We start from the raw sequence: 18,346 nt of genomic DNA, 5'->3' as shown, positions 1-18,346 counted from the left end.
TAACCAGATTTAACCCCACTGGTTGGGTATTAACGCTAAGTAAACAGTAACTTCGGTGACAGTCCATAGGGAGAGCTGAGGCCCTTAACTCCTGACAATTAATAGAAGCGCCAACTTTATCAGGAATTTTTTTGTTGGCATAGTCGCATTTATCCAATGAGTTGGTACAAAAATTCATTCTGATTAAATTCACCGTTTCGCTCGTTAAACAAAATCGCTCGTCCGACCATGATCCTGTTCACTTAAGTGATGTTTAATTATCCAAGTAAGCTAAATCATTCATAACATGTCTGAATAAATGAACAGCGTCACATAATTTATTTTTTCACTGACTAAAATAAATCCCATCCAATAACTTTGGAACATACACCTGAATCGATTCATTGATGTTATGACTAAATCGGCGGTGGTAAGGCAATATTGCGGCTATCATTAATGGATTCAATGTGAACCGAAGTGTTTTTGGTGAAAGTAGTTTTGGTCAAAGTGATTTTTCTGTACGTGTGAGAACTCAATTCTGAGTTAACAGAGGGGGTAGCGAGTGAGTATAGCTATTATCATTGGCACACATGGGGCTGCGGCAGAACAACTGCTAAAGACAGCTGAAATGATTTTAGGCGAGCAAAGTAATGTCGCTTATATCGATTTCGTCCCAGGTGAGAATGCCGAAACGTTGATTGAAAAATACGACGGTAAGTTGACCGGATTAGACACCAGTAAAGGTGTTTTATTCCTGGTTGATACCTGGGGTGGCAGCCCGTTTAATGCCGCCAGCCGCATTGCTATCGATAAAGAGAACTATGAGGTCGTCACCGGGGTTAATATTCCAATGTTGGCTGAAACCTTTATGGCGCGTGATGATGATCCATCATTTGCCCAATTGGTTGCAGTCGCGGTGGAAACCGGTCGTGAGGGCGTGAAAGCATTAAAAACGGTTAACCCTGATGTGGCTACCGCTCTCCCGCAACCCGCAGCCGCTGTACGTAAAGCTGCCGCAGCTCCTGCCGTCGCTTTAGGCCCGAATGATCACATGAAGATCGGGCTGGCACGTATTGATGACCGCCTAATTCATGGTCAGGTCGCCACTCGCTGGACCAAAGAAACTAACGTAAGCCGCATTATTGTGGTCAGTGACGAAGTGGCTGCCGACAAAATGCGTAGCACCTTGCTCAAACAGGTTGCCCCTCCGGGTGTCACCGCGCACGTCGTTGATGTTGAGAAAGCTATTCGTGTTTACAACAACCCGAAATATGCCAAAGACCGGGTTATGTTGTTATTTACCAACCCAAGCGACGTCGTGCGTATGGTTGAGGGTGGCGTAGATATTAAGTCAGTCAATATTGGTGGCATGGCATTCCGTCAGGGGAAAACCCAGGTGAATAACGCCGTCTCCGTTGATGAAACAGATATCGCTGCTTTTAATAAACTCAATGCGCGTGGTATTGAGCTGGAAGTGCGTAAAGTCTCTTCGGATAGCCGACTTAAAATGATGGATTTAATCAACAAACTGAATAAATAGATTTATTAAAAACACGTAGAAAGGTAATGCCCTGTTCTGTTTTGGAACACGGTTATTTTACTCAGCTTTTTTGGTCATAGGAGAAGTACAATGGAGATCACTACTCTTCAGATTGTGCTGATATTTATCGTTGCCTGTATCGCCGGGATGGGTTCCATTCTGGATGAGTTCCAATTTCACCGTCCTCTCGTTGCTTGTACTCTGGTAGGTCTGGTTCTAGGTGATATGAAAACCGGTATTATTATCGGCGGTACCTTAGAAATGATCGCGCTCGGCTGGATGAACATCGGTGCTGCTGTAGCGCCTGATGCCGCGCTGGCGTCAATTATTTCGACCATTCTGGTTATTGCTGGTGGTCAAGATATCGGTGCCGGTATCGCACTGGCTATCCCACTGGCCGCCGCAGGTCAGGTATTAACCATCATCGTTCGTACCATTACGGTTGCTTTCCAACACGCCGCCGATGGTGCCGCCGAACGTGGCAGCCTACGCGCGATAACCTGGATCCACATTTCTGCCCTGTTCTTGCAGGCGATGCGTATCGCTATCCCTGCCCTGATCGTTGCCTTGTCGGTTGGGACATCTGAAGTTCAGATGCTGCTCAGTTCGATTCCTGATGTGGTTACCAGTGGCTTGAACATTGCCGGTGGTATGATCGTCGTAGTCGGTTACGCCATGGTTATCAACATGATGCGTGCTGGCTACCTGATGCCATTCTTCTACTTAGGTTTCGTCACTGCCGCATTCACCAACTTCAACCTGGTGGCCTTGGGTGTTATTGGTGTGGTTATGGCCCTGCTGTATATCCAGCTCAGCCCGAAATACAACAAGTCTCAAGTTGTACAGTCTGGCCCGTCAAATAATGATCTTGATAACGAATTAGACTAGGAAAAGGTGAGAGAAATGGTTGATACAACAACTGTGCTTGATAAAACCAGTGTTGATAAAACAACGACTGGTGAAAAGAAACTCACGCCCGCCGATATCCGCGGTGTGTTTATCCGCTCTAACCTCTTCCAAGGGTCGTGGAACTTCGAACGTATGCAGGCGCTGGGTTTCTGCTTCTCTATGGTACCGGCCATTCGTCGCCTGTATCCGGAGAATTCGGAAGAGCGCAAACAGGCAATCAAACGCCATTTGGAATTCTTCAACACCCAACCCTTCGTGGCCGCCCCAATTCTGGGTGTCACGCTGGCAATGGAAGAACAGAGAGCCAACGGTGCAGAGATTGACGATGCAGCAATCAACGGGATCAAAGTCGGTCTGATGGGGCCGCTGGCCGGTGTGGGTGATCCTATATTCTGGGGTACGGTGCGCCCGGTATTGGCGGCGCTCGGTGCCGGTATCGCGATGAGCGGTAGCTTGCTTGGCCCGTTGCTGTTCTTTGTTCTGTTTAACCTGGTTCGTTTGCTGACGCGTTATTACGGTGTGGCCTACGGCTACAAAAAAGGCGTCAATATCGTCAGCGATATGGACGGTGGCCTGCTACAAAAACTGACGGAAGGGGCGTCTATCCTCGGCCTCTTTGTTATGGGGGCTTTGGTCAACAAATGGACACACGTCAACATTCCGGTGGTGGTGTCCAAAATAACCAATCAAGCGGGTGAAACCACTGTCACTACGGTACAAACCATTCTTGACCAGTTGATGCCAGGCTTGGTGCCATTACTATTAACCTTCGGCTGTATGTGGTTATTACGCCGTAAAGTTAACGCACTGTGGATCATTATGGGCTTCTTTGCCATCGGTATCTTCGGCTACTGGATTGGCTTCCTGGCACCATAATTCTACGGTTAGATTGAGCAAAACCGGGGGAATAACCTCCGGTTTTTTATTTCGGATATATACCCATACCTAATAAATTTCACAGTGCAGGATGGCGGAAAATACACCTGCAATTTGCAAGATAAAGGGTATGTTAGGAGTTTTTGCATGTCGGTTACTGATGCCATCCTCGTGGTTTTTATCGCCCTACTGCTAGCTTATGCCATCTTCGATGAATTCATCATGAACATGATGAAAGGTAAAACCCGGCTACAAGTTCACCTGAAACGTAAAAGTAGACTCGATTGTGCTATCTTTGTCGGATTAATTGGCATCCTTATTTACAATAATGTCATGGCGCACGGTGCTGCCTTAACCACTTATTTATTGTTAGGTTTAGCGTTAATTGCAGTCTATATTTCTTACATTCGCTGGCCCAAGTTATTGTTAAAAAATACAGGTTTCTTCTACGCCAATACCTTTATTGAATACCATCGGATAAAAAGTATGAATTTATCTGAAGATGGCATTTTAGTGATTCAGTTAGAACAGCGTCGGTTACTGATCCAAGTTAAACAATTAGATGACCTGGAAAGAATTTATAATTTTTTCCTTGAAAATCAATCATAAAAATAACAGCTGGGAATGAAATCAATTAACTAACAACTTGATTGATTAATTTCCCAGCAAAATACAAACGTCCCCCAGCGCTTATTTCCACACCGTTATTGATGCTTATATACTCTATTCTTGCTAATCCTGCGTTAATGAAAATCATTATCAATATCAATTGATATACCTTATTCTATTTGGGGTTGTGAATATAATAATTTATATGTTAAGGTTGCGCCGTTCATGGGGAGTAGCCGGTTTCTGTGCAATATATCAGCGGATATGTTGATAAGCAGAAACGCCCGTATCAACATACTCGTTTCATCTATTGAAGCGTGGTGCGGGCAGCCTTGGTAAGGTTGGCGAGACCATAGACACGTAGCTCCGTCGTTAGGTTGGGGGTGGGTTACGTGTATATGGAGCCGCCCGGCCGAGTCTATTTCTATGAATCTATCTGCAACACTTATTCTTGCTTTTGCTATGTCTATGGACGCATTTGCCGCATCAATTGGTAAAGGCGCTAGCCTGCACAAACCTCGCTTTAGAGAAGCTATCCGCACAGGTCTGATATTTGGCGTAATAGAAGCGATAACTCCGCTCATTGGCTGGTGTATCGGCCTGTTTGCCAGCCAGTATATTCTGGAATGGGATCACTGGATTGCTTTCAGTCTGCTGTTTATTCTCGGATGCCGCATGATATTTGAAGGCGCAAAACAGCAGGTCGAAGAAAGCGAAAAAATGCGCAGCCACAGCTTCGGGGTATTAGTCATGACCGCGATTGCCACCAGCCTTGATGCTATGGCCATTGGTGTTGGTTTGGCATTCCTGCAAGTGAATATTGTTCACACCGCAATGGCGATTGGGTTAGCCACCATGATTATGGCAACACTCGGGATGCTGATTGGCCGCTATATTGGCCCGCTGCTGGGTAAACGCGCGGAAATTATCGGTGGCATTGTGCTGATAGGTATCGGCTTTAATATCCTTTACGAGCACATCTATCGCCTCGCCTAGTGGCGAAGAGCTTTTATTCTCACGGTAAAATAAAGCCCAGATAAAAAATAAACCCCGCGTTCGTGGAGAACTGCGGGGTTTTTATTCTATCAACTATCGGCAAATATCAATTCAGTATTAGAAATCCATTGAGACTGATAATTTCAGTGCTCGTGGGTCGCCCTGATAGATGTAAGTGCCAGAATCTTCAACCGACTCCCAGTAACGTTCGTTGGTCACGTTCTCAACGTTAGCACGCCATGTCAGGCTAGTATCTTTCATTGGCATGGTATAACGCACGCCCAAGTCCAGACGCGTCCAAGGTTTCAGTTTCAAGGTATTGGCTTCGTTGGCATATTGGGAACCAGAGCGCACTACTGTACCGGTTGCGGTCAGGCCTTCAACTGTTGGGATATCATACTCGCCACCGAAGACTAACTGATAACGCGCCACACCCACCGCATCATTACCATTATGGGTGCCATTCTGAGTTTTCGTCAGTTTAGGATCCAACCAAATGGCACTCCCTAACAGGCGGGTACCAAAGACCGGCTCACCAAACACATTCAACTCAACACCGCGGTTACGCTGCTCACCATAGAAACCATAAACGTTAGTGACAGGATCAACCGTGCCAGTCGGGCGAGTTATCTCGAACAAAGCCAACGTGCCACCATAGCGCTGGTTATCGAACTTCATACCGATTTCATTCTGTTTGGAATGAATAATTCCTGGGATTTGGCCTTTGTTAACCACCAGCTTGCCATTAAATTCACTCGGTGCAGCCTTACCCGGCCCTAAGGCTTCAATGTGGTTGGCATACAGAGAAACCTTTTCCCACGGCTTCACCATCACACCGTAAATCGGCGTGACTTTCATTGCATCCAGTGAACCCGCACTGTTTGGCACCCCACTGTCGAAGTTACGAATGCTCACTTCCTGACGGCGTACCCCTAACATGACCAACACTTTGTCATCCATCATTGATAAGGTATCAGACAATGAAAGGCCGGATGCCCGCACTTGGCTGGTCAGTTGTGGATCTTGGCTAGCGCTAGCAGAATATGGGCCACTCCCAGTTGGTGGGAAAGGGATTACGCCCGGATTATAAATATTTGTATTGACGGAATCTGAGGAATTATAGGCCGATTTGGTAGTACGGTAGTTGGCTGCATAACCCAAGTTCACTTTATGGGTAATAAAACTGGTATCAAAATGACCGCGAACGCCCCCGAGACCGGCAATAGAATCAGCCACATACGGAACATACAGCCGAAAAATAGTTGCATCGCCGTTATTGGCGTTTGTCAGGGTTGGCGAACCATACTGGCCCGTTTCTTCATTACGGCTGGCACCAATGGAGCCATATACTGTCCAATCCTGACTAACATCATATTCACTGCGCAGCATACCAAAGGTCGTTTCCAGATCGGTATACACCCACGACTGACCATAATTCAGAGTAGATGATGGCGGCTCTGGAATCTCAGTCGCGCTACCAATACCAACGCTAGTGCGCATATGGTGAATAGTTTGCTTCTGGTAGCCGATATCCAATGAGGTACGAGCGCGGTCACCACGGTAATCAAGCCCGGTGGAAAGTGCGGTTAGGCGATTCTTCTCATCTTTAATGGCCGTTTCACCTTCACGATGCAATACGTTAACTCGAGCACCGAATTGATCGTCGTCACCGTAACGGCGACCCACATCCAGCGCCCCGCCCACTTGTGATGCTGAACCATAATCCACCGTAACGCGAGTCAACGGAGTATCACCGGCACGTTTAGGTTCGAGGTTGATCATGCCGCCGACACCACTGCCGCTCGGGGAAATACCGTTAATAAAGGCATTTGCACCTTTAAACACTTCAACCCGCTCAACCATGCTGGTAGAGACTATCTGGCGTGGTAACACGCCGAACAGACCACCGAATGAAATATCATCGCCATCGAGGTTGTAACCACGAATGCGATAGTTTTGTGACGGGTTACCGGAACCGCGCACATTCTGCACTGACGCGTCATTTTTAACCACATCAGCAATAGTATTTGCCTGCTGATCCTCAATCATCTTAGAGGTGTAACTAATCACGTTAAATGGCACGTTGCGCGCGTCTTGCTGCCCAAGGAAACCAATACGGCCACCATTCGCCACCTGACCATCTAAATAGGTTGGAATTAAATCATTGCCACCGGCCCGGAAAGTTTCCGGAGTGCCGACGACAGTGATGGTGTCAGTTTTTGCAACGTTCTCGGTTGCAGTTTTATCCGCAGTAGTCGTGGTATTTTTCGTGCTTTTAGCTGTATCTTCAGCGGCAGTAGCAGACCATGCCGAAGCCGATAAGGTGCCTAATGCGGCACCGATCATGACGCACAATAGGCGCGGTGCAAGCCGCCGCTGATCGATGCTACGAGATGTTGCCTGATTCATCGTGTTAATACCCCTGAAGTTTGCAAATACATCACTAATGAGAATGCTTATTATAAGGATTCAGGATTATCCGTATAACACTTCTCAATGCAAGCATTTCCGCAATTCAGCATATAAATTATTGTTTTTTTTTGATGACGTGAATGGATTGAATAAAGCATGTAATACAGATGATAACTACAGGTAACGACATGGCGAGAATTGCCTGCGATCAACGCGTGGCACCCTGCTGTTTATACGGTTATTTTCACTGCTTGCTCAGCAAGTAGATGCTGATCAAAATATCGCTAATTACGCTGTGATATATAAAGTTCATCATCTGATAACTTTGAAGGGAAGATATGCCGTACTTCACGGTCAGTATCGTTTTGCATAATGCAGTGGATGGCGACTATGAGGCACTTAATAAAAAAATGGTCGATGCAGGCTTTACCCGCCTGATAGGTAGAGAGAAAATCTATAAATTACCTGAAGGAGAGTTCAATTATGAAAGTGGTATATCGAATAAACAAGAAGTTGCTGATTTAGCACTAAAAATTGCTGAGGGAATACGCTTCGTTCCCTCAGTTCTTGTAACGGAGTCCGGAGGGCGAACATGGCGAAATCTGGATCTAAAATAACAAACCTGTAATATATAAACTTATAAATTTGAGTTAAGTGTGTTATTTATTCTTCATCAGGGATATTCTTCATTAATATGATATATATTAATGCCATTATTTTGACAATGCCATTTCTTCCGCCCACGGTGTGGCATGAGTTTAATACTGAAACTATACAAAGTTATGCCTTCAAGGCCTGCTCACTGACAGGCCAGAGCAAATATCTTACTCGCACTCGATCACATCCCGTTCTTTGCGGCGATGTAGCGCAATAACAAAATCCGTCTCGCAGACAAAAGATTGTCGGGCGGCCAGCGCCTGTCCACACTCAATAGAGGCGCGCCAGGCAAAAGGTGTCATCTGCAATAAATTAAAACCTTGTTTACCAGGCAACTTCATTTCATAAGCCAGCCTTTCACTACTGACCCGTTCAAACCCTTTCAGAGACTCGTCATTATCCGCATGGAGCTGTACTTCAGAATAAATAAGGTCTTTAAGCTGATAAAGGTGACGTGGACCGGGTGCAACAGTGACCACAATCCCACCGGGCTTGATAGTGCGGGCCAGTTCTGCTGCTTTGCAAGGTGCATAAATACGTAGCACCGCATCAAATGTTGCATTGGCAAAAGGCAGGCGGTGACTGGATGCAACACAAAAGTTAACCTGAGGGTAGCGCTTGGCCCCATATCTTACTGCGATTTTGGCTACATCAAGGCCGAAAACAGCCATTTGTCGCATTCGGTTTAACCGGTCAGCTACGGCGGCAGTGTAATAGCCCTCACCACAACCGATATCCAATAGCATGGTGGCATCAAACGGCAATGCCTCATCGAGTATTTCGGCCACCCGCTGTTGTAAGGGGTGGTAATAACCCGCATCCAAAAATGCCCGCCGCGCCTGCATCATCTCAGGGCTGTCTCCGGGTTGCTTTGAACCTTTATGCTGCACCGGCATTAAATTGACATAACCCTCTTTGGCGCAATCAAATTGATGATTATTGCTGCAACGCCATTGCTGCTGGTTTAGCTGCAAGACCTGATGACAAAGGGGGCATTGATAAGACATGGTTGAAAGTTCCAGATAACAGATAAATAACCGCCAGAATAGCGGGCAGATGCGGCGTTAGTCTAAAGAAGCACACCCTTTGTTGCAAGCTGCCACCGGCCTGTTACACAAGTTATCCCAGTAATCACTTGAGATTAGCTGTGGCGAGTCCCATCGGAGGGAATGGCATCCGGTGCAACATTCATGGTACGCAATATTTGCCCCATAATATCGCTAAATACCGGAGCCGAAACCGCCCCACCGTAATACTTACCGCCTTGTGGGTTATTAATGACCACCACCAAGGCAAATCGCGGCTGGCTGGCTGGGGCAACACCGGCGGTATAAGCAATATATTTATTCACATACTGCCCATTAGGGCCGATCTTCTTGGCGGTACCGGTTTTAACCGCCACCCGATACCCTCTGACTGCGGCTTTAATACCACCACCTCCCGGTAGCGCGACACTTTCCATCATGTGCTCAACCTGACGAACCAAGGCTTGCGGAAAGACCCGCGTCCCCAAGACCGGCGGATCGACCTTTGTTATCGATAATGGCCGGTAGATGCCGAAGCTACCGATAGTGGCGTACACCCGAGCCAATTGCAGTGGCGTCACCATCAGGCCGTAACCAAAAGAAAATGTTGCACGATCTAAATCGCTCCAGCGCTGGCGATGGGGCATCAAACCACGGCTTTCACCGGTTAGGCCCAATTGAGTCGGTTTGCCTAAACCAAACAAGCTATAGGTTTGTATCAGTGCGGAAGCGGGCATGGCCAAGGCCAGACGAGACACGCCGACATCACTCGACTTTTGCAAAACGCCGGTCAACGACAGTGCCGGGTAAAGCGCCACATCTTTAATTTGGTGGCCACTGAGGATATAAGGGTGAGTATCCAGCACCGTATCTGGTTGTACCAGATGCCGCTGTAATGCGGTCATTACCACCATCGGTTTCACGGTCGAACCAGGTTCAAAAATGTCACTGATAGCCCGATTCCGGAAATTCTCTTCCGGCGTGGCGGCACGATTATTGGGATTAAAGAGAGGATAGTTAGCCATCGCTAATACCTCGCCGGTATTAACATCAATCACAATAGCTGAACCGGAATCGGCCTTATTAAACATTACGGCATTCGTCAGCGCATGTGAGGCTTCTGCCTGTAGCCGCTCATCAATGCTCAGTTGAACATTCTGTGCCGGATGGCTATCGGTAGAAGAAATATCCTCGACCACTCGGCCAAAACGATCTTTACGCACGACACGGCTCCCTGCGGTGCCACTTAGTAGTGAGTTAAAGCTTTTTTCAACACCTTCAATGCCTTGATCATCAATATTGGTGAAACCCACCAGATTGGCGGCAATATCACCGGCGGGATAAAAGCGGCGTGATTCGGCTTTTGTCGCGATGCCAGGCAGTTTAAGCCCTTGAATATACTCGGCAACATCAGGTTCCACCTGCCTTGCCAGATAGATAAAACGGGCTGCTGGCGCTTGGTTAATCCGGTTGATTAAGTGATCTAACGGCAAATTTAACGCTTGGGCTAACGCCTGCCAACGCGCTGAATTGCCCGCGCCACCTTGCTCAAGCACGATTTTCGGATCAGCCCAAATGGCCTCAACCGGCACACTGACCGCCAGCGGATGCCCGTTACGGTCAGTAATCATGCCTCGCGAATTCTGCGTTACCACCACCCGCAATGAACGCATATCTTCTTCTTTGACTAACGGATCAGGCTCAATAACTTGTAACCAAGCAACGCGAGCTAACAGGCCGGCCAACGACATGAAAATAGCCCCGCATAGCAAGCTAAAACGCCAGCGAATAAAGTTGTTATTGTCATTTTTTACTTTTAGAGATCACTGGGATCAATCCTGAATGGTCGCCACTTACATAGCCGTCATTAGACCCCATCTCCAATGAAAACTGAGATAAAACAGTGATACAAGATGCGTTATTTTGCAACAATTCGCTAACCGTGCTTTTTATCAGAAAAGGTGACTGGTCAACAACTTAAAAATCGGCTTACACTGAGTGAGCACTTTTTCTCTCTCAGGTAAGCCTTATGATCGATTTTTCACCACAACTTAGCCAAATCACAGCAATACGCCACGGTTTTGGGAGTAAATCCGTATTATTGCCTGAGTGCCTACAGCCTTATCAGGCTTCTCAGGCCAATAAAAAGCAGGTTCATGGTACGACTATTATTGATGTAACAGAACCAGGGCAACAGTGTGGCGAAGCTGATGGGCTTTATACCGCTCAGCCCGGCATCTTATTAACCGTGCTGACAGCAGATTGCTTGCCGATTATCTTCAGTCAGCGCCAGGGGAAAGGAATCGCGGTTGTTCATGCCGGATGGCGCGGGTTATTGGATGGCATTGTTTTACGTATGATCGAGCGTATTTCCCGCGATGATGAGCCAGCTAATTGGGTGGCCGCTATTGGGCCTGCCGCCCGCCCCTGCTGTTATCAAGTTAATGAAGAGTTGGTCGAGCGCTTTATTGATGAATTGCCGATGGCGAGAAATATCATTACGCCACGTTTTCGCCACCTTAATCTGGCGGCTATTGCCGAAGACCAATTACGCAGCGCAGGGATTTCGCTTATTGACCAGGTGGGCAGTTGCACTATATGCACGACGACGGCAACAGAGGCGGGCACTCAAGCACAGTTCAAATACACCAGCTTTCGCCGAACCTGCCAGCAGCAGGCTATTAACCCCCATCACCCCGGGATTAAAGGCCGCAATCAATATTCCGGCTTGATTATATTACCTTAATAAGTGGATAGCGGTTCTGCTATTTTTCAACGTAAACAAGTGACTGAACCGAAAAAACCCGCACAAAGGCGGGTTTTTAACAGCAAAAGAGCTGATTAGATTGCAGTAACGTTTACTGCAGACGGACCTTTCTGACCGTCTTGGATTTCGAACTCTACGTTCTGGCCTTCAGCCAGGGTTTTGAAGCCATTACCCTGGATTGCAGAGAAGTGTACGAACACATCTTTGCTGCCGTCAGCTGGAGTGATGAAACCGAAACCTTTAGACTCGTTGAACCACTTAACTTGACCTTTGATCTTTGCCATCTTGAGTATTTCCTTTGGATTGTTTAACTCGCCCGTAGGCGTTTACATAGACAAACTAGAGTCGTTACTGCTTGAGGCACTAAGATAAGGATCGGCAGAGAAGCGGTATTCAACGCTAACGTCTTTACTCAGAACTTCTTTACTGAAAATGCCACACATATACAGAACTGTACCTCGTTTTACCCATATGCGTTATCACATACTCTGTATTCGATGGCAAGCCATTTTTAATGAAGGGTGAACCTGTCGCACATATTTAAAACTATTACACATAAAAAATGCGTAAATATGCCAAAATTTGTTGAAGGTCATCGTATTTTCTGCTCTATTTTATTATACTGTCACATTCTGCTTTCTTGCTGTTTTTTAACATTTAATCTAACTTTTTTTATAATACTGCTTACGTCACCACCTTCCATTCTCCAGTTGAGATATTAGGTAAGAAAAACGGATTGCATAAACTTTATTAGCATTAAATATATAAAAATTGAATATATCATCTGTATGGATGAATACCCTCCGCAATCCATCTATCGTTTATAGACATTTCTTTTCGGTGAGCTAACCCCTTACTTAACCTCAGGTTATTATCTATAGATGAATAATATTACTCATTGTTTAAATTCGTTAAAAATTCGCTTGTCTTCTTTTCATAAAATAAGAAAACAGTAATGAATGTAAAGTCCGAGAAGACATTTATCTAAAAAGTAAAGATGAGTAATAAATAGACACATGAATTATTAAAACATAATTATCTTAATGACAATTTCTGATATTAGAATCGTTTAATAAAATCCATTCACAAGCTATGATGCACTAAAATGGTGCGTTCATGCCTCAAAGAATATGTATAAATATACGGGTAATAATGATTTATTAGTCACTTTTGAACCCGATCAAATCACTCGTTCCGCTGGCATTTAGCGCTTAAAAATAAAAAGTCGGATATTTCTTGATGTGTTATTCTTGAGTTTTAATTACTCTGTCGCACAGTTTTAAACTCTATATTACCTTTTCGTTATAGAATCGTTTAGGTTTAGGGTTATATCCTTTACTTAATTATAAATTATGTGTTAATTGACAATACACCTTTGATAAGTACCAAGATTGTCTGATGCACAGATATCTTATTTCCCTTATCAGCATCAGAGATCTACATCATGAATTATAAACACATTATCAGCACCTGCATGTTGAGTGGGTTATCGTACGGCTTGGTGTTACCCGCTCTGGCAGAGACTGCCCCACTAGCCACCCAACCCTCTGTTGCTCATGAGCCGACGGATCTCACCGACAATGGCAACTTGTGGCAGCGTCTGATGCGCAATATCTCCCTCGCCTGGGACTCCCCTAATCAGGAGCTGTATATCCCACTGAACACCTGGCATAACCGCTGGACCTATGATGATGACAAGATAGCGTCATACAACGAGCGGCCGTGGGGCATCGGTTATGGTAAGTATCGCTATGATGAGGATAACAACTGGCACGCAGTCTATGCGATGGCGTTTATGGATTCACACAACGAAGTTGAGCCAATCATAGGATACGGCTATCAAAAGATGTGGATACCCGGTGAGATGGACGGGTGGCGTTTTGGTGTAGGATTTACGGCCAGTATCACGGCTCGTCATGAGTATCATTACATCCCAATTCCGTTGCCATTACCATTGCTTTCAATTGAGTATAATAAGTTTGCCTTACAAACCACCTATATACCTGGCACTCATAATAACGGAAATGTCTTGTTTACCTGGATGCGTTGGCAATTCTGATTGAAGATTTTATTAAACTACTTACCCCACTTATAACCATATTATAAACGTGGCTATGGGGGGTATTAGGAATTAATATCAATTAGCGTCAACGATCCAAATCAGTGCAACGATGTTTGTCTATTAAAATACGCTTAACTTTTTACTAATTTGACACTGTGCTGTAAACAAAAAGATATTAGACCTGATACCTTCTTTGATTTAAATAGCCGGATATGCTGTACACATATCCGGCTGTTCTATCGCCTTATTGCTAACCGGCTAGACTGCATTTGAATCATTAACTTCAGTTAATCTATTTTTATGTTTGCGGCGGGTGAGGATAAAACCACACCATAATAATACGACCCAAACGGGCATCATTAACACTGAGATCTGAACCCCCTCAGTGAGATACATAATGACCAGAATGAAGGCAAGAAATACCAGGCACAGATAATTACCGTAAGGGTACCACAAGGCTTTAAAGCGTAGTTCGCTCCCCTCTTTCATCTTGGCCGCGCGGAATTTCAGGTGAGCCAGACAAATCATTACCCAATTGATAACTAGCGTCGATACCACCAGAGCCATCAATAACTCGAAAGCTTTACCCGGCATGACATAGTTAATCACCACACCGGCTGAGGTAGCCAATGCTGAGAGCGCAATGGACAAGATAGGCACACCGCGTTTATTCACTTTGGTCAGCAACTTAGGTGCATTACCTTGCGATGCCAGGCCAAACAGCATTCGGCTGTTGCAATACACACCACTGTTGTATACCGATAGCGCCGCTGTCAGAACGACCACATTCAGGATGGTAGCGACCAGATTGCTGTCCAGTGCATGGAAGGTCATCACAAACGGACTACCGCCTTCCACGACGTTGCCCCACGGATAAAGGGAGAGCAGCACCGTCAGCGAGCCGATATAAAAAATCAGGATACGGTAAACCACTTGATTGGTTGCTTTTGGAATGCTGTGCTGCGGATCTTCTGCCTCTGCGGCAGTGATACCCACCATTTCCAGCCCGCCGAAAGAAAACATAATGACCGCCATCGCCATCACCAAACCGCCAAGGCCATGAGGCATAAAACCGCCTTGTGCCCAGAGGTTAGTCACTGAAGCGCCCGGCCCACCGGAGCCTGATGCCAACAAATAAGCACCGAACACAATCATACCGATAATAGCCGCAACTTTTATGATAGCGAACCAAAATTCAGTCTCACCGAACATGCGAACGTTTATTAAATTGATGGCATTAATCAGAACAAAGAACACCGCGGCTGAAACCCATGTGGGTATCTCCGGCCACCAATATTGAATATAGATCCCCACCGCAGTCAGTTCAGCCATACCCACCAGGATAAACATGGCCCAGTAATTCCAACCGGATAAGAAACCGGCAAAATCACCCCAGTATTTATAAGCAAAATGGCTAAATGAACCGGCAACAGGTTCTTCAACAACCATTTCACCGAGCTGCCGCATGATGAGAAATGCGATAAAACCGCCAATGGCATAACCCAGGATTACCGAGGGGCCAGCCATTTTGATGGTCTGCGCTATCCCTAAGAATAATCCGGTACCTATCGCCCCACCCAAAGCAATAAGCTGAATGTGTCTATTTTTTAAACCGCGTTTTAGCGTTGAATCCTGCAACTGCTCTTCCATCCTATCCTCTGCCGCACTCATGACACAGTGCGTTTCATAAATGAATCTGCGGCGGTTTTTTAACACTTAAACCCGCCAGCATCAAGGATAAAGGTAGTTTGATGCCTGTTGGATAGGCATCTATAAATTTAATTAATTTAAGTAATTCGTTTCATTGAGCAAGGGCAGCATGAATCCATGCCATAAACTTGAGCTAATCAAGGCAACAATGCCGCAATACCACAGAGTTTACTCAGATTACGAGCACCAATCATTAATGTTGCGACATAAGACTGACGTCGGGTAACAACTTCAACAGCAACACGATTATTTTTATAACGAATAAGATAAGTTGAAGGCCAGCCTTGACGCCGCTCACCATAAGATTTTTGATGATGGTCAATCGCGGCATGAGCAATGACCAAGTGAGACAAATTTAAATCCCCTTTAATAATACGTTTCATCATCAGCCCCAGAAGATCAGTAACAGATCTGTTATTCATCGCTATTCCCTCACCAGTAAAATACGCGTGGGATAGACATTCTTGCTGAAAATAGTCACTTATCTGTTCAAACATCCTGGCTGAGCAGATAACAAATCATGGCGGCACGCAAAGGGCTTTGGCTATAAGCCTGCCATTCACCTTGCGGATTAGTCATTCGGGCATTCCACTGATTATTGTCATTAACATCGGGGGAATAAATTCCAATCTTGTTGGCATAAATAATAGGCCATGCATCGGAGGGATTCTTACAGTAATCCTTGCCCTTAATACCGCCGTAAGGATACCACTTACCGGGGTCCTCACCGGTTAGCAGCGCAATCCCTCGATTCACTTCACTGTCACTTTCTTCATACCATTTAATCATCTTAAGTCACCGATTCTATGAAAAGTTATGGCTACATTACGGTGAGAATAAGACAGATTTATGACAAATGACGGGGTTTATTTTTTATTGATAAGGGGGGCCGGAATTAGCTGACACTGCCAGATAGCAGTGCCAGAATCGGAAAATTATCTTTCCGGAATAAAGCCTTTGAAGTCGAGCGGGGAAACAACATCTTCATCGTCATCGTCTTGCCCAACCTTGACACCGGTGGCATTTTCCAACAATGCATTAAGCAATTCTGTTTGCCGTTTTTGCTGTTCGGCTATCTCTTGCAATAAGCTAACTTGTTCATTCGCTCGTACACTGGCGCGACTCAAAAAGAACCAAACTATTAAGAGGAAAATAACGATAAGCAGTGACAAAGCGATGGAGGCGATCCCGAAAGCGCCCATATTTGTATCCAACATTGACTACCCTATTACATGCATGAGGAAGGCACTATCTTATCACTCTGCCCACTATAAAGGTGAATCAGAGAATGACGAATAACGTGATTAATAATAACTAAGTGGGATAATTTCTCCTTAAAATTAAATAAACGAGCAGCAATCTACCGTTACCAAGGAATAATTGTCGTAATAGTACAAATACCGGTAGAGAAGCCCCCGCCCTGATCGCAGTAGCTGTCAAGAGCTAATAGATAAAACAAGCAACAAACGGCAATGATAGCAACCGTCGCAACAAGTTTTTTTATGTTCAAATCAGGCACCTTTCTCAACATTTTTTTTAATTATACTGCATTAGACATGAACCATTTATAGCCAAGATGTAATTACTCATGTTGAATATATCACCAACAGCATTTTCTTCTAGCATATGACTTTTTAAGCTTATAAATCAATATTATTTAGGATTTTTACTATTAACTAACACATCATTACAATCTAAACTGTTAAGTACACTGTTTAGAAAAAAGCAAAGTTAATTATCTGGAGTGATTACATGAGTCTATTCCGAGTGTTACTGGTAATCGCCATTATCTACCTCGCCCTGCTCTTTTCAGGTTACGGCGTACTTATTGGTAGTGAAAAAAATGCTGCTGGCATCGGTTTGCAGTGTAAGTATCTAACCGCCAGAAATGTCGCTACAGCCCAATATATCAATGGCGAAAATGGCATTATCGGTATCACTAACTGCCCATTGTTCAAGAAGATAGGCAATAATGTGTTCGAATAACTGTGCTGCGGGCTTGTTATAAGCCCGCAGCACACTGTAGTGCGAATTCTCATTCAATTACAGCTACAGCACCCCCATCGTTACGATACCGATGGGCCATGCGCTACTTTTGTGTGAACTTCATGTCAATGAGTGCAATTGCCTTTTCTATCGCCCGCTTGGTCACAGGGTCTGCACCGACAGGATGTGTGGAGAAATCAATAGTTTTGAGCTGATGTGACATTTTATCGCGTATCTCAGCCGGTGCAATAACATCAATAACATCAAGGATCTGCTTAATGACTAGTTGGCAAGCAACCAAGTCAGAGACTAGCTCTTGGTCATTAGTGAACATTTCAGACATAAATAATTCCATCAAAATAATATTTTTAAGGATATCACGCTAATAGACAGATTTCCTTAGTCCCATGTGTCATTGATTGGCTTGGTTCGAAGAGAAATGCTGTATAGATCTTTTGGGGCGGAATTGGGGCGTAAAAAAACCAGGTTTGATAGCTATCAATCACCTGGTTCCAGAAAGTGTCATTACATTCATGCCAATCACAATCTTCCAATTCTCACAGTTCATCACCTCCTGCGCCTTTGCTGTTATGCAGGACCATTACTGGCATCTTTAGAAAGACGGTCACGCCCACAACCGCTATCAGAGTCATAATCACTGTTATCAACATGCGATCACCTCATCATTCTTGATTTCTATTTTTCCAAACTTAGCCTTTAAATCCCCAATAAATGCTCTTTTCAGATGGTACAACGTCTTTACTATGGCACCAGATAACGCTTTTGCCAAACCCTGACTGAAAAGTCTTTTTTGTGCA

General features: G+C 45.1%; 19 protein-coding genes, 1 pseudogene and 1 riboswitch. Of the genes and pseudogenes, 9 read left to right on the top strand and 11 right to left on the bottom strand.

The genetic code is table 11. From position 1 onward, the window contains the following. Positions 1-541: 541 nt before the first annotated feature. The 5 genes from manX to mntP all read left to right on the top strand — a co-directional run bounded on the left by manX (position 542) and on the right by mntP (position 4,909). Positions 542-1,519 (top strand): PTS mannose transporter subunit IIAB, encoded by a 978-nt coding sequence (gene manX / locus YALDO0001_RS07830; RefSeq protein WP_004701715.1) that lies wholly within the window; start codon positions 542-544, stop codon positions 1,517-1,519. Positions 1,520-1,609: 90 nt separating this feature from the next. Then, entirely contained in the window at positions 1,610-2,407 is a 798-nt protein-coding gene (locus tag YALDO0001_RS07825; RefSeq protein WP_004701713.1) for a PTS mannose/fructose/sorbose transporter subunit IIC, read from the top strand. A gap of 15 nt (positions 2,408-2,422) precedes the next feature. After that, positions 2,423-3,304 carry a PTS mannose transporter subunit IID gene (locus YALDO0001_RS07820; protein WP_004701712.1) on the top strand — a complete coding sequence of 294 codons (882 nt, stop codon included), beginning with the start codon at positions 2,423-2,425 and terminating at the stop codon, positions 3,302-3,304. Positions 3,305-3,451: 147 nt separating this feature from the next. Further along, positions 3,452-3,913, top strand: coding sequence for a DUF986 family protein (locus YALDO0001_RS07815; RefSeq protein ID WP_004701710.1), 462 nt, complete (start codon positions 3,452-3,454; stop codon positions 3,911-3,913). A gap of 215 nt (positions 3,914-4,128) precedes the next feature. Further along, positions 4,129-4,333: riboswitch (yybP-ykoY riboswitch) on the top strand. A 6-nt stretch (positions 4,334-4,339) separates the two neighbouring features. After that, positions 4,340-4,909: a manganese efflux pump MntP gene (mntP, locus tag YALDO0001_RS07810; protein WP_004701706.1), complete on the top strand. Its 570-nt coding sequence runs from the start codon at positions 4,340-4,342 to the stop codon at positions 4,907-4,909. Between the two features lie 117 nt (positions 4,910-5,026). Here mntP and YALDO0001_RS07805 read toward each other — a convergent pair whose 3' ends face one another. Further along, positions 5,027-7,318: a TonB-dependent receptor gene (locus YALDO0001_RS07805; protein WP_004701704.1), complete on the bottom strand. Its 2,292-nt coding sequence runs from the start codon at positions 7,316-7,318 to the stop codon at positions 5,027-5,029. Positions 7,319-7,659: 341 nt separating this feature from the next. Here YALDO0001_RS07805 and YALDO0001_RS07800 point away from each other — a divergent pair, with 341 nt between their 5' ends. Then, on the top strand, positions 7,660-7,938 hold the full coding sequence (locus tag YALDO0001_RS07800; protein ID WP_004701701.1) for a hypothetical protein: 279 nt from the start codon (positions 7,660-7,662) through the stop codon (positions 7,936-7,938). 207 nt (positions 7,939-8,145) lie between these two features. Here the strand turns inward: YALDO0001_RS07800 and rlmA are convergent, their stop codons facing one another. Both rlmA and ftsI read right to left on the bottom strand, forming a co-directional pair. Then, on the bottom strand, positions 8,146-8,985 hold the full coding sequence (rlmA, locus tag YALDO0001_RS07795) for a 23S rRNA (guanine(745)-N(1))-methyltransferase (protein ID WP_004701699.1): 840 nt from the start codon (positions 8,983-8,985) through the stop codon (positions 8,146-8,148). A 134-nt stretch (positions 8,986-9,119) separates the two neighbouring features. Beyond that, a pseudogene (gene ftsI / locus YALDO0001_RS07790) lies at positions 9,120-10,820 on the bottom strand (peptidoglycan glycosyltransferase FtsI); the annotation flags it as partial. Between the two features lie 212 nt (positions 10,821-11,032). On the opposite strand from ftsI, the gene pgeF reads away from it, so the two are divergent. After that, positions 11,033-11,749: a peptidoglycan editing factor PgeF gene (pgeF, locus tag YALDO0001_RS07785; protein ID WP_004701693.1), complete on the top strand. Its 717-nt coding sequence runs from the start codon at positions 11,033-11,035 to the stop codon at positions 11,747-11,749. Between the two features lie 95 nt (positions 11,750-11,844). Here the strand turns inward: pgeF and cspE are convergent, their stop codons facing one another. Together cspE and YALDO0001_RS07775 are read right to left on the bottom strand one after the other, a co-directional pair. After that, positions 11,845-12,054: a transcription antiterminator/RNA stability regulator CspE gene (gene cspE / locus YALDO0001_RS07780; protein WP_002221949.1), complete on the bottom strand. Its 210-nt coding sequence runs from the start codon at positions 12,052-12,054 to the stop codon at positions 11,845-11,847. Positions 12,055-12,096: 42 nt separating this feature from the next. Then, a complete protein-coding gene (locus tag YALDO0001_RS07775; protein ID WP_002211058.1) occupies positions 12,097-12,213 on the bottom strand; it encodes a DUF2627 domain-containing protein in 117 nt (38 codons plus the stop codon). A gap of 1,001 nt (positions 12,214-13,214) precedes the next feature. Between YALDO0001_RS07775 and pagP the strand changes: the two genes are divergently transcribed. Further along, on the top strand, positions 13,215-13,829 hold the full coding sequence (pagP, locus tag YALDO0001_RS07770) for a lipid IV(A) palmitoyltransferase PagP (RefSeq protein ID WP_004701668.1): 615 nt from the start codon (positions 13,215-13,217) through the stop codon (positions 13,827-13,829). 261 nt (positions 13,830-14,090) lie between these two features. Here pagP and YALDO0001_RS07765 read toward each other — a convergent pair whose 3' ends face one another. From YALDO0001_RS07765 to mgrB, 5 genes are all read right to left on the bottom strand, one after another. Beyond that, a complete protein-coding gene (locus YALDO0001_RS07765; protein WP_042839567.1) occupies positions 14,091-15,482 on the bottom strand; it encodes an amino acid permease in 1,392 nt (463 codons plus the stop codon). A 197-nt stretch (positions 15,483-15,679) separates the two neighbouring features. Beyond that, positions 15,680-15,925, bottom strand: coding sequence for a DUF4060 family protein (locus tag YALDO0001_RS07760; RefSeq protein WP_042839572.1), 246 nt, complete (start codon positions 15,923-15,925; stop codon positions 15,680-15,682). Positions 15,926-16,031: 106 nt separating this feature from the next. After that, positions 16,032-16,331, bottom strand: a complete 300-nt coding sequence (locus tag YALDO0001_RS07755; protein WP_004701661.1) for a phage protein NinX family protein — start codon at positions 16,329-16,331, stop codon at positions 16,032-16,034. A gap of 146 nt (positions 16,332-16,477) precedes the next feature. Then, positions 16,478-16,759, bottom strand: a complete 282-nt coding sequence (locus YALDO0001_RS07750) for a YebO family protein (RefSeq protein ID WP_004701660.1) — start codon at positions 16,757-16,759, stop codon at positions 16,478-16,480. 149 nt (positions 16,760-16,908) lie between these two features. Further along, on the bottom strand, positions 16,909-17,052 hold the full coding sequence (gene mgrB, locus YALDO0001_RS20050; protein WP_071986388.1) for a PhoP/PhoQ regulatory lipoprotein MgrB: 144 nt from the start codon (positions 17,050-17,052) through the stop codon (positions 16,909-16,911). 242 nt (positions 17,053-17,294) lie between these two features. Between mgrB and YALDO0001_RS07745 the strand changes: the two genes are divergently transcribed. Next, positions 17,295-17,528 carry a YobH family protein gene (locus tag YALDO0001_RS07745; protein WP_042546182.1) on the top strand — a complete coding sequence of 78 codons (234 nt, stop codon included), beginning with the start codon at positions 17,295-17,297 and terminating at the stop codon, positions 17,526-17,528. Positions 17,529-17,631: 103 nt separating this feature from the next. On the opposite strand, the gene YALDO0001_RS07740 is transcribed toward YALDO0001_RS07745, so the two are convergent. Further along, entirely contained in the window at positions 17,632-17,871 is a 240-nt protein-coding gene (locus YALDO0001_RS07740; RefSeq protein WP_042546183.1) for a DUF2766 family protein, read from the bottom strand. Positions 17,872-18,346 lie beyond the last annotated feature (475 nt).

This window comes from Yersinia aldovae ATCC 35236 (assembly GCF_000173735.1).
GTDB lineage: Bacteria > Pseudomonadota > Gammaproteobacteria > Enterobacterales > Enterobacteriaceae > Yersinia > Yersinia aldovae.
Note: the sequence above shows the minus strand (reverse complement) of the source record. Positions and strands in the feature narration are given on the sequence as shown.

Coding starts and splice junctions, on each gene's coding strand:
- YALDO0001_RS07805 (WP_004701704.1), bottom strand. CDS start 7,318: ATGAATCAGGCAACATCTCGTAGCATCGATCAGCGGCGGCTTGCACCG.
- rlmA (WP_004701699.1), bottom strand. CDS start 8,985: ATGTCTTATCAATGCCCCCTTTGTCATCAGGTCTTGCAGCTAAACCAG.
- YALDO0001_RS07775 (WP_002211058.1), bottom strand. CDS start 12,213: ATGTGTGGCATTTTCAGTAAAGAAGTTCTGAGTAAAGACGTTAGCGTT.
- YALDO0001_RS07745 (WP_042546182.1), top strand. CDS start 17,295: ATGAGTCTATTCCGAGTGTTACTGGTAATCGCCATTATCTACCTCGCC.
- YALDO0001_RS07820 (WP_004701712.1), top strand. CDS start 2,423: ATGGTTGATACAACAACTGTGCTTGATAAAACCAGTGTTGATAAAACA.
- YALDO0001_RS07740 (WP_042546183.1), bottom strand. CDS start 17,871: ATGTCTGAAATGTTCACTAATGACCAAGAGCTAGTCTCTGACTTGGTT.
- YALDO0001_RS07755 (WP_004701661.1), bottom strand. CDS start 16,331: ATGATTAAATGGTATGAAGAAAGTGACAGTGAAGTGAATCGAGGGATT.
- cspE (WP_002221949.1), bottom strand. CDS start 12,054: ATGGCAAAGATCAAAGGTCAAGTTAAGTGGTTCAACGAGTCTAAAGGT.
- YALDO0001_RS07750 (WP_004701660.1), bottom strand. CDS start 16,759: ATGTTGGATACAAATATGGGCGCTTTCGGGATCGCCTCCATCGCTTTG.
- YALDO0001_RS07765 (WP_042839567.1), bottom strand. CDS start 15,482: ATGGAAGAGCAGTTGCAGGATTCAACGCTAAAACGCGGTTTAAAAAAT.
- pagP (WP_004701668.1), top strand. CDS start 13,215: ATGAATTATAAACACATTATCAGCACCTGCATGTTGAGTGGGTTATCG.
- YALDO0001_RS07760 (WP_042839572.1), bottom strand. CDS start 15,925: ATGAAACGTATTATTAAAGGGGATTTAAATTTGTCTCACTTGGTCATT.
- YALDO0001_RS07815 (WP_004701710.1), top strand. CDS start 3,452: ATGTCGGTTACTGATGCCATCCTCGTGGTTTTTATCGCCCTACTGCTA.
- mntP (WP_004701706.1), top strand. CDS start 4,340: ATGAATCTATCTGCAACACTTATTCTTGCTTTTGCTATGTCTATGGAC.
- YALDO0001_RS07825 (WP_004701713.1), top strand. CDS start 1,610: ATGGAGATCACTACTCTTCAGATTGTGCTGATATTTATCGTTGCCTGT.
- pgeF (WP_004701693.1), top strand. CDS start 11,033: ATGATCGATTTTTCACCACAACTTAGCCAAATCACAGCAATACGCCAC.
- YALDO0001_RS07800 (WP_004701701.1), top strand. CDS start 7,660: ATGCCGTACTTCACGGTCAGTATCGTTTTGCATAATGCAGTGGATGGC.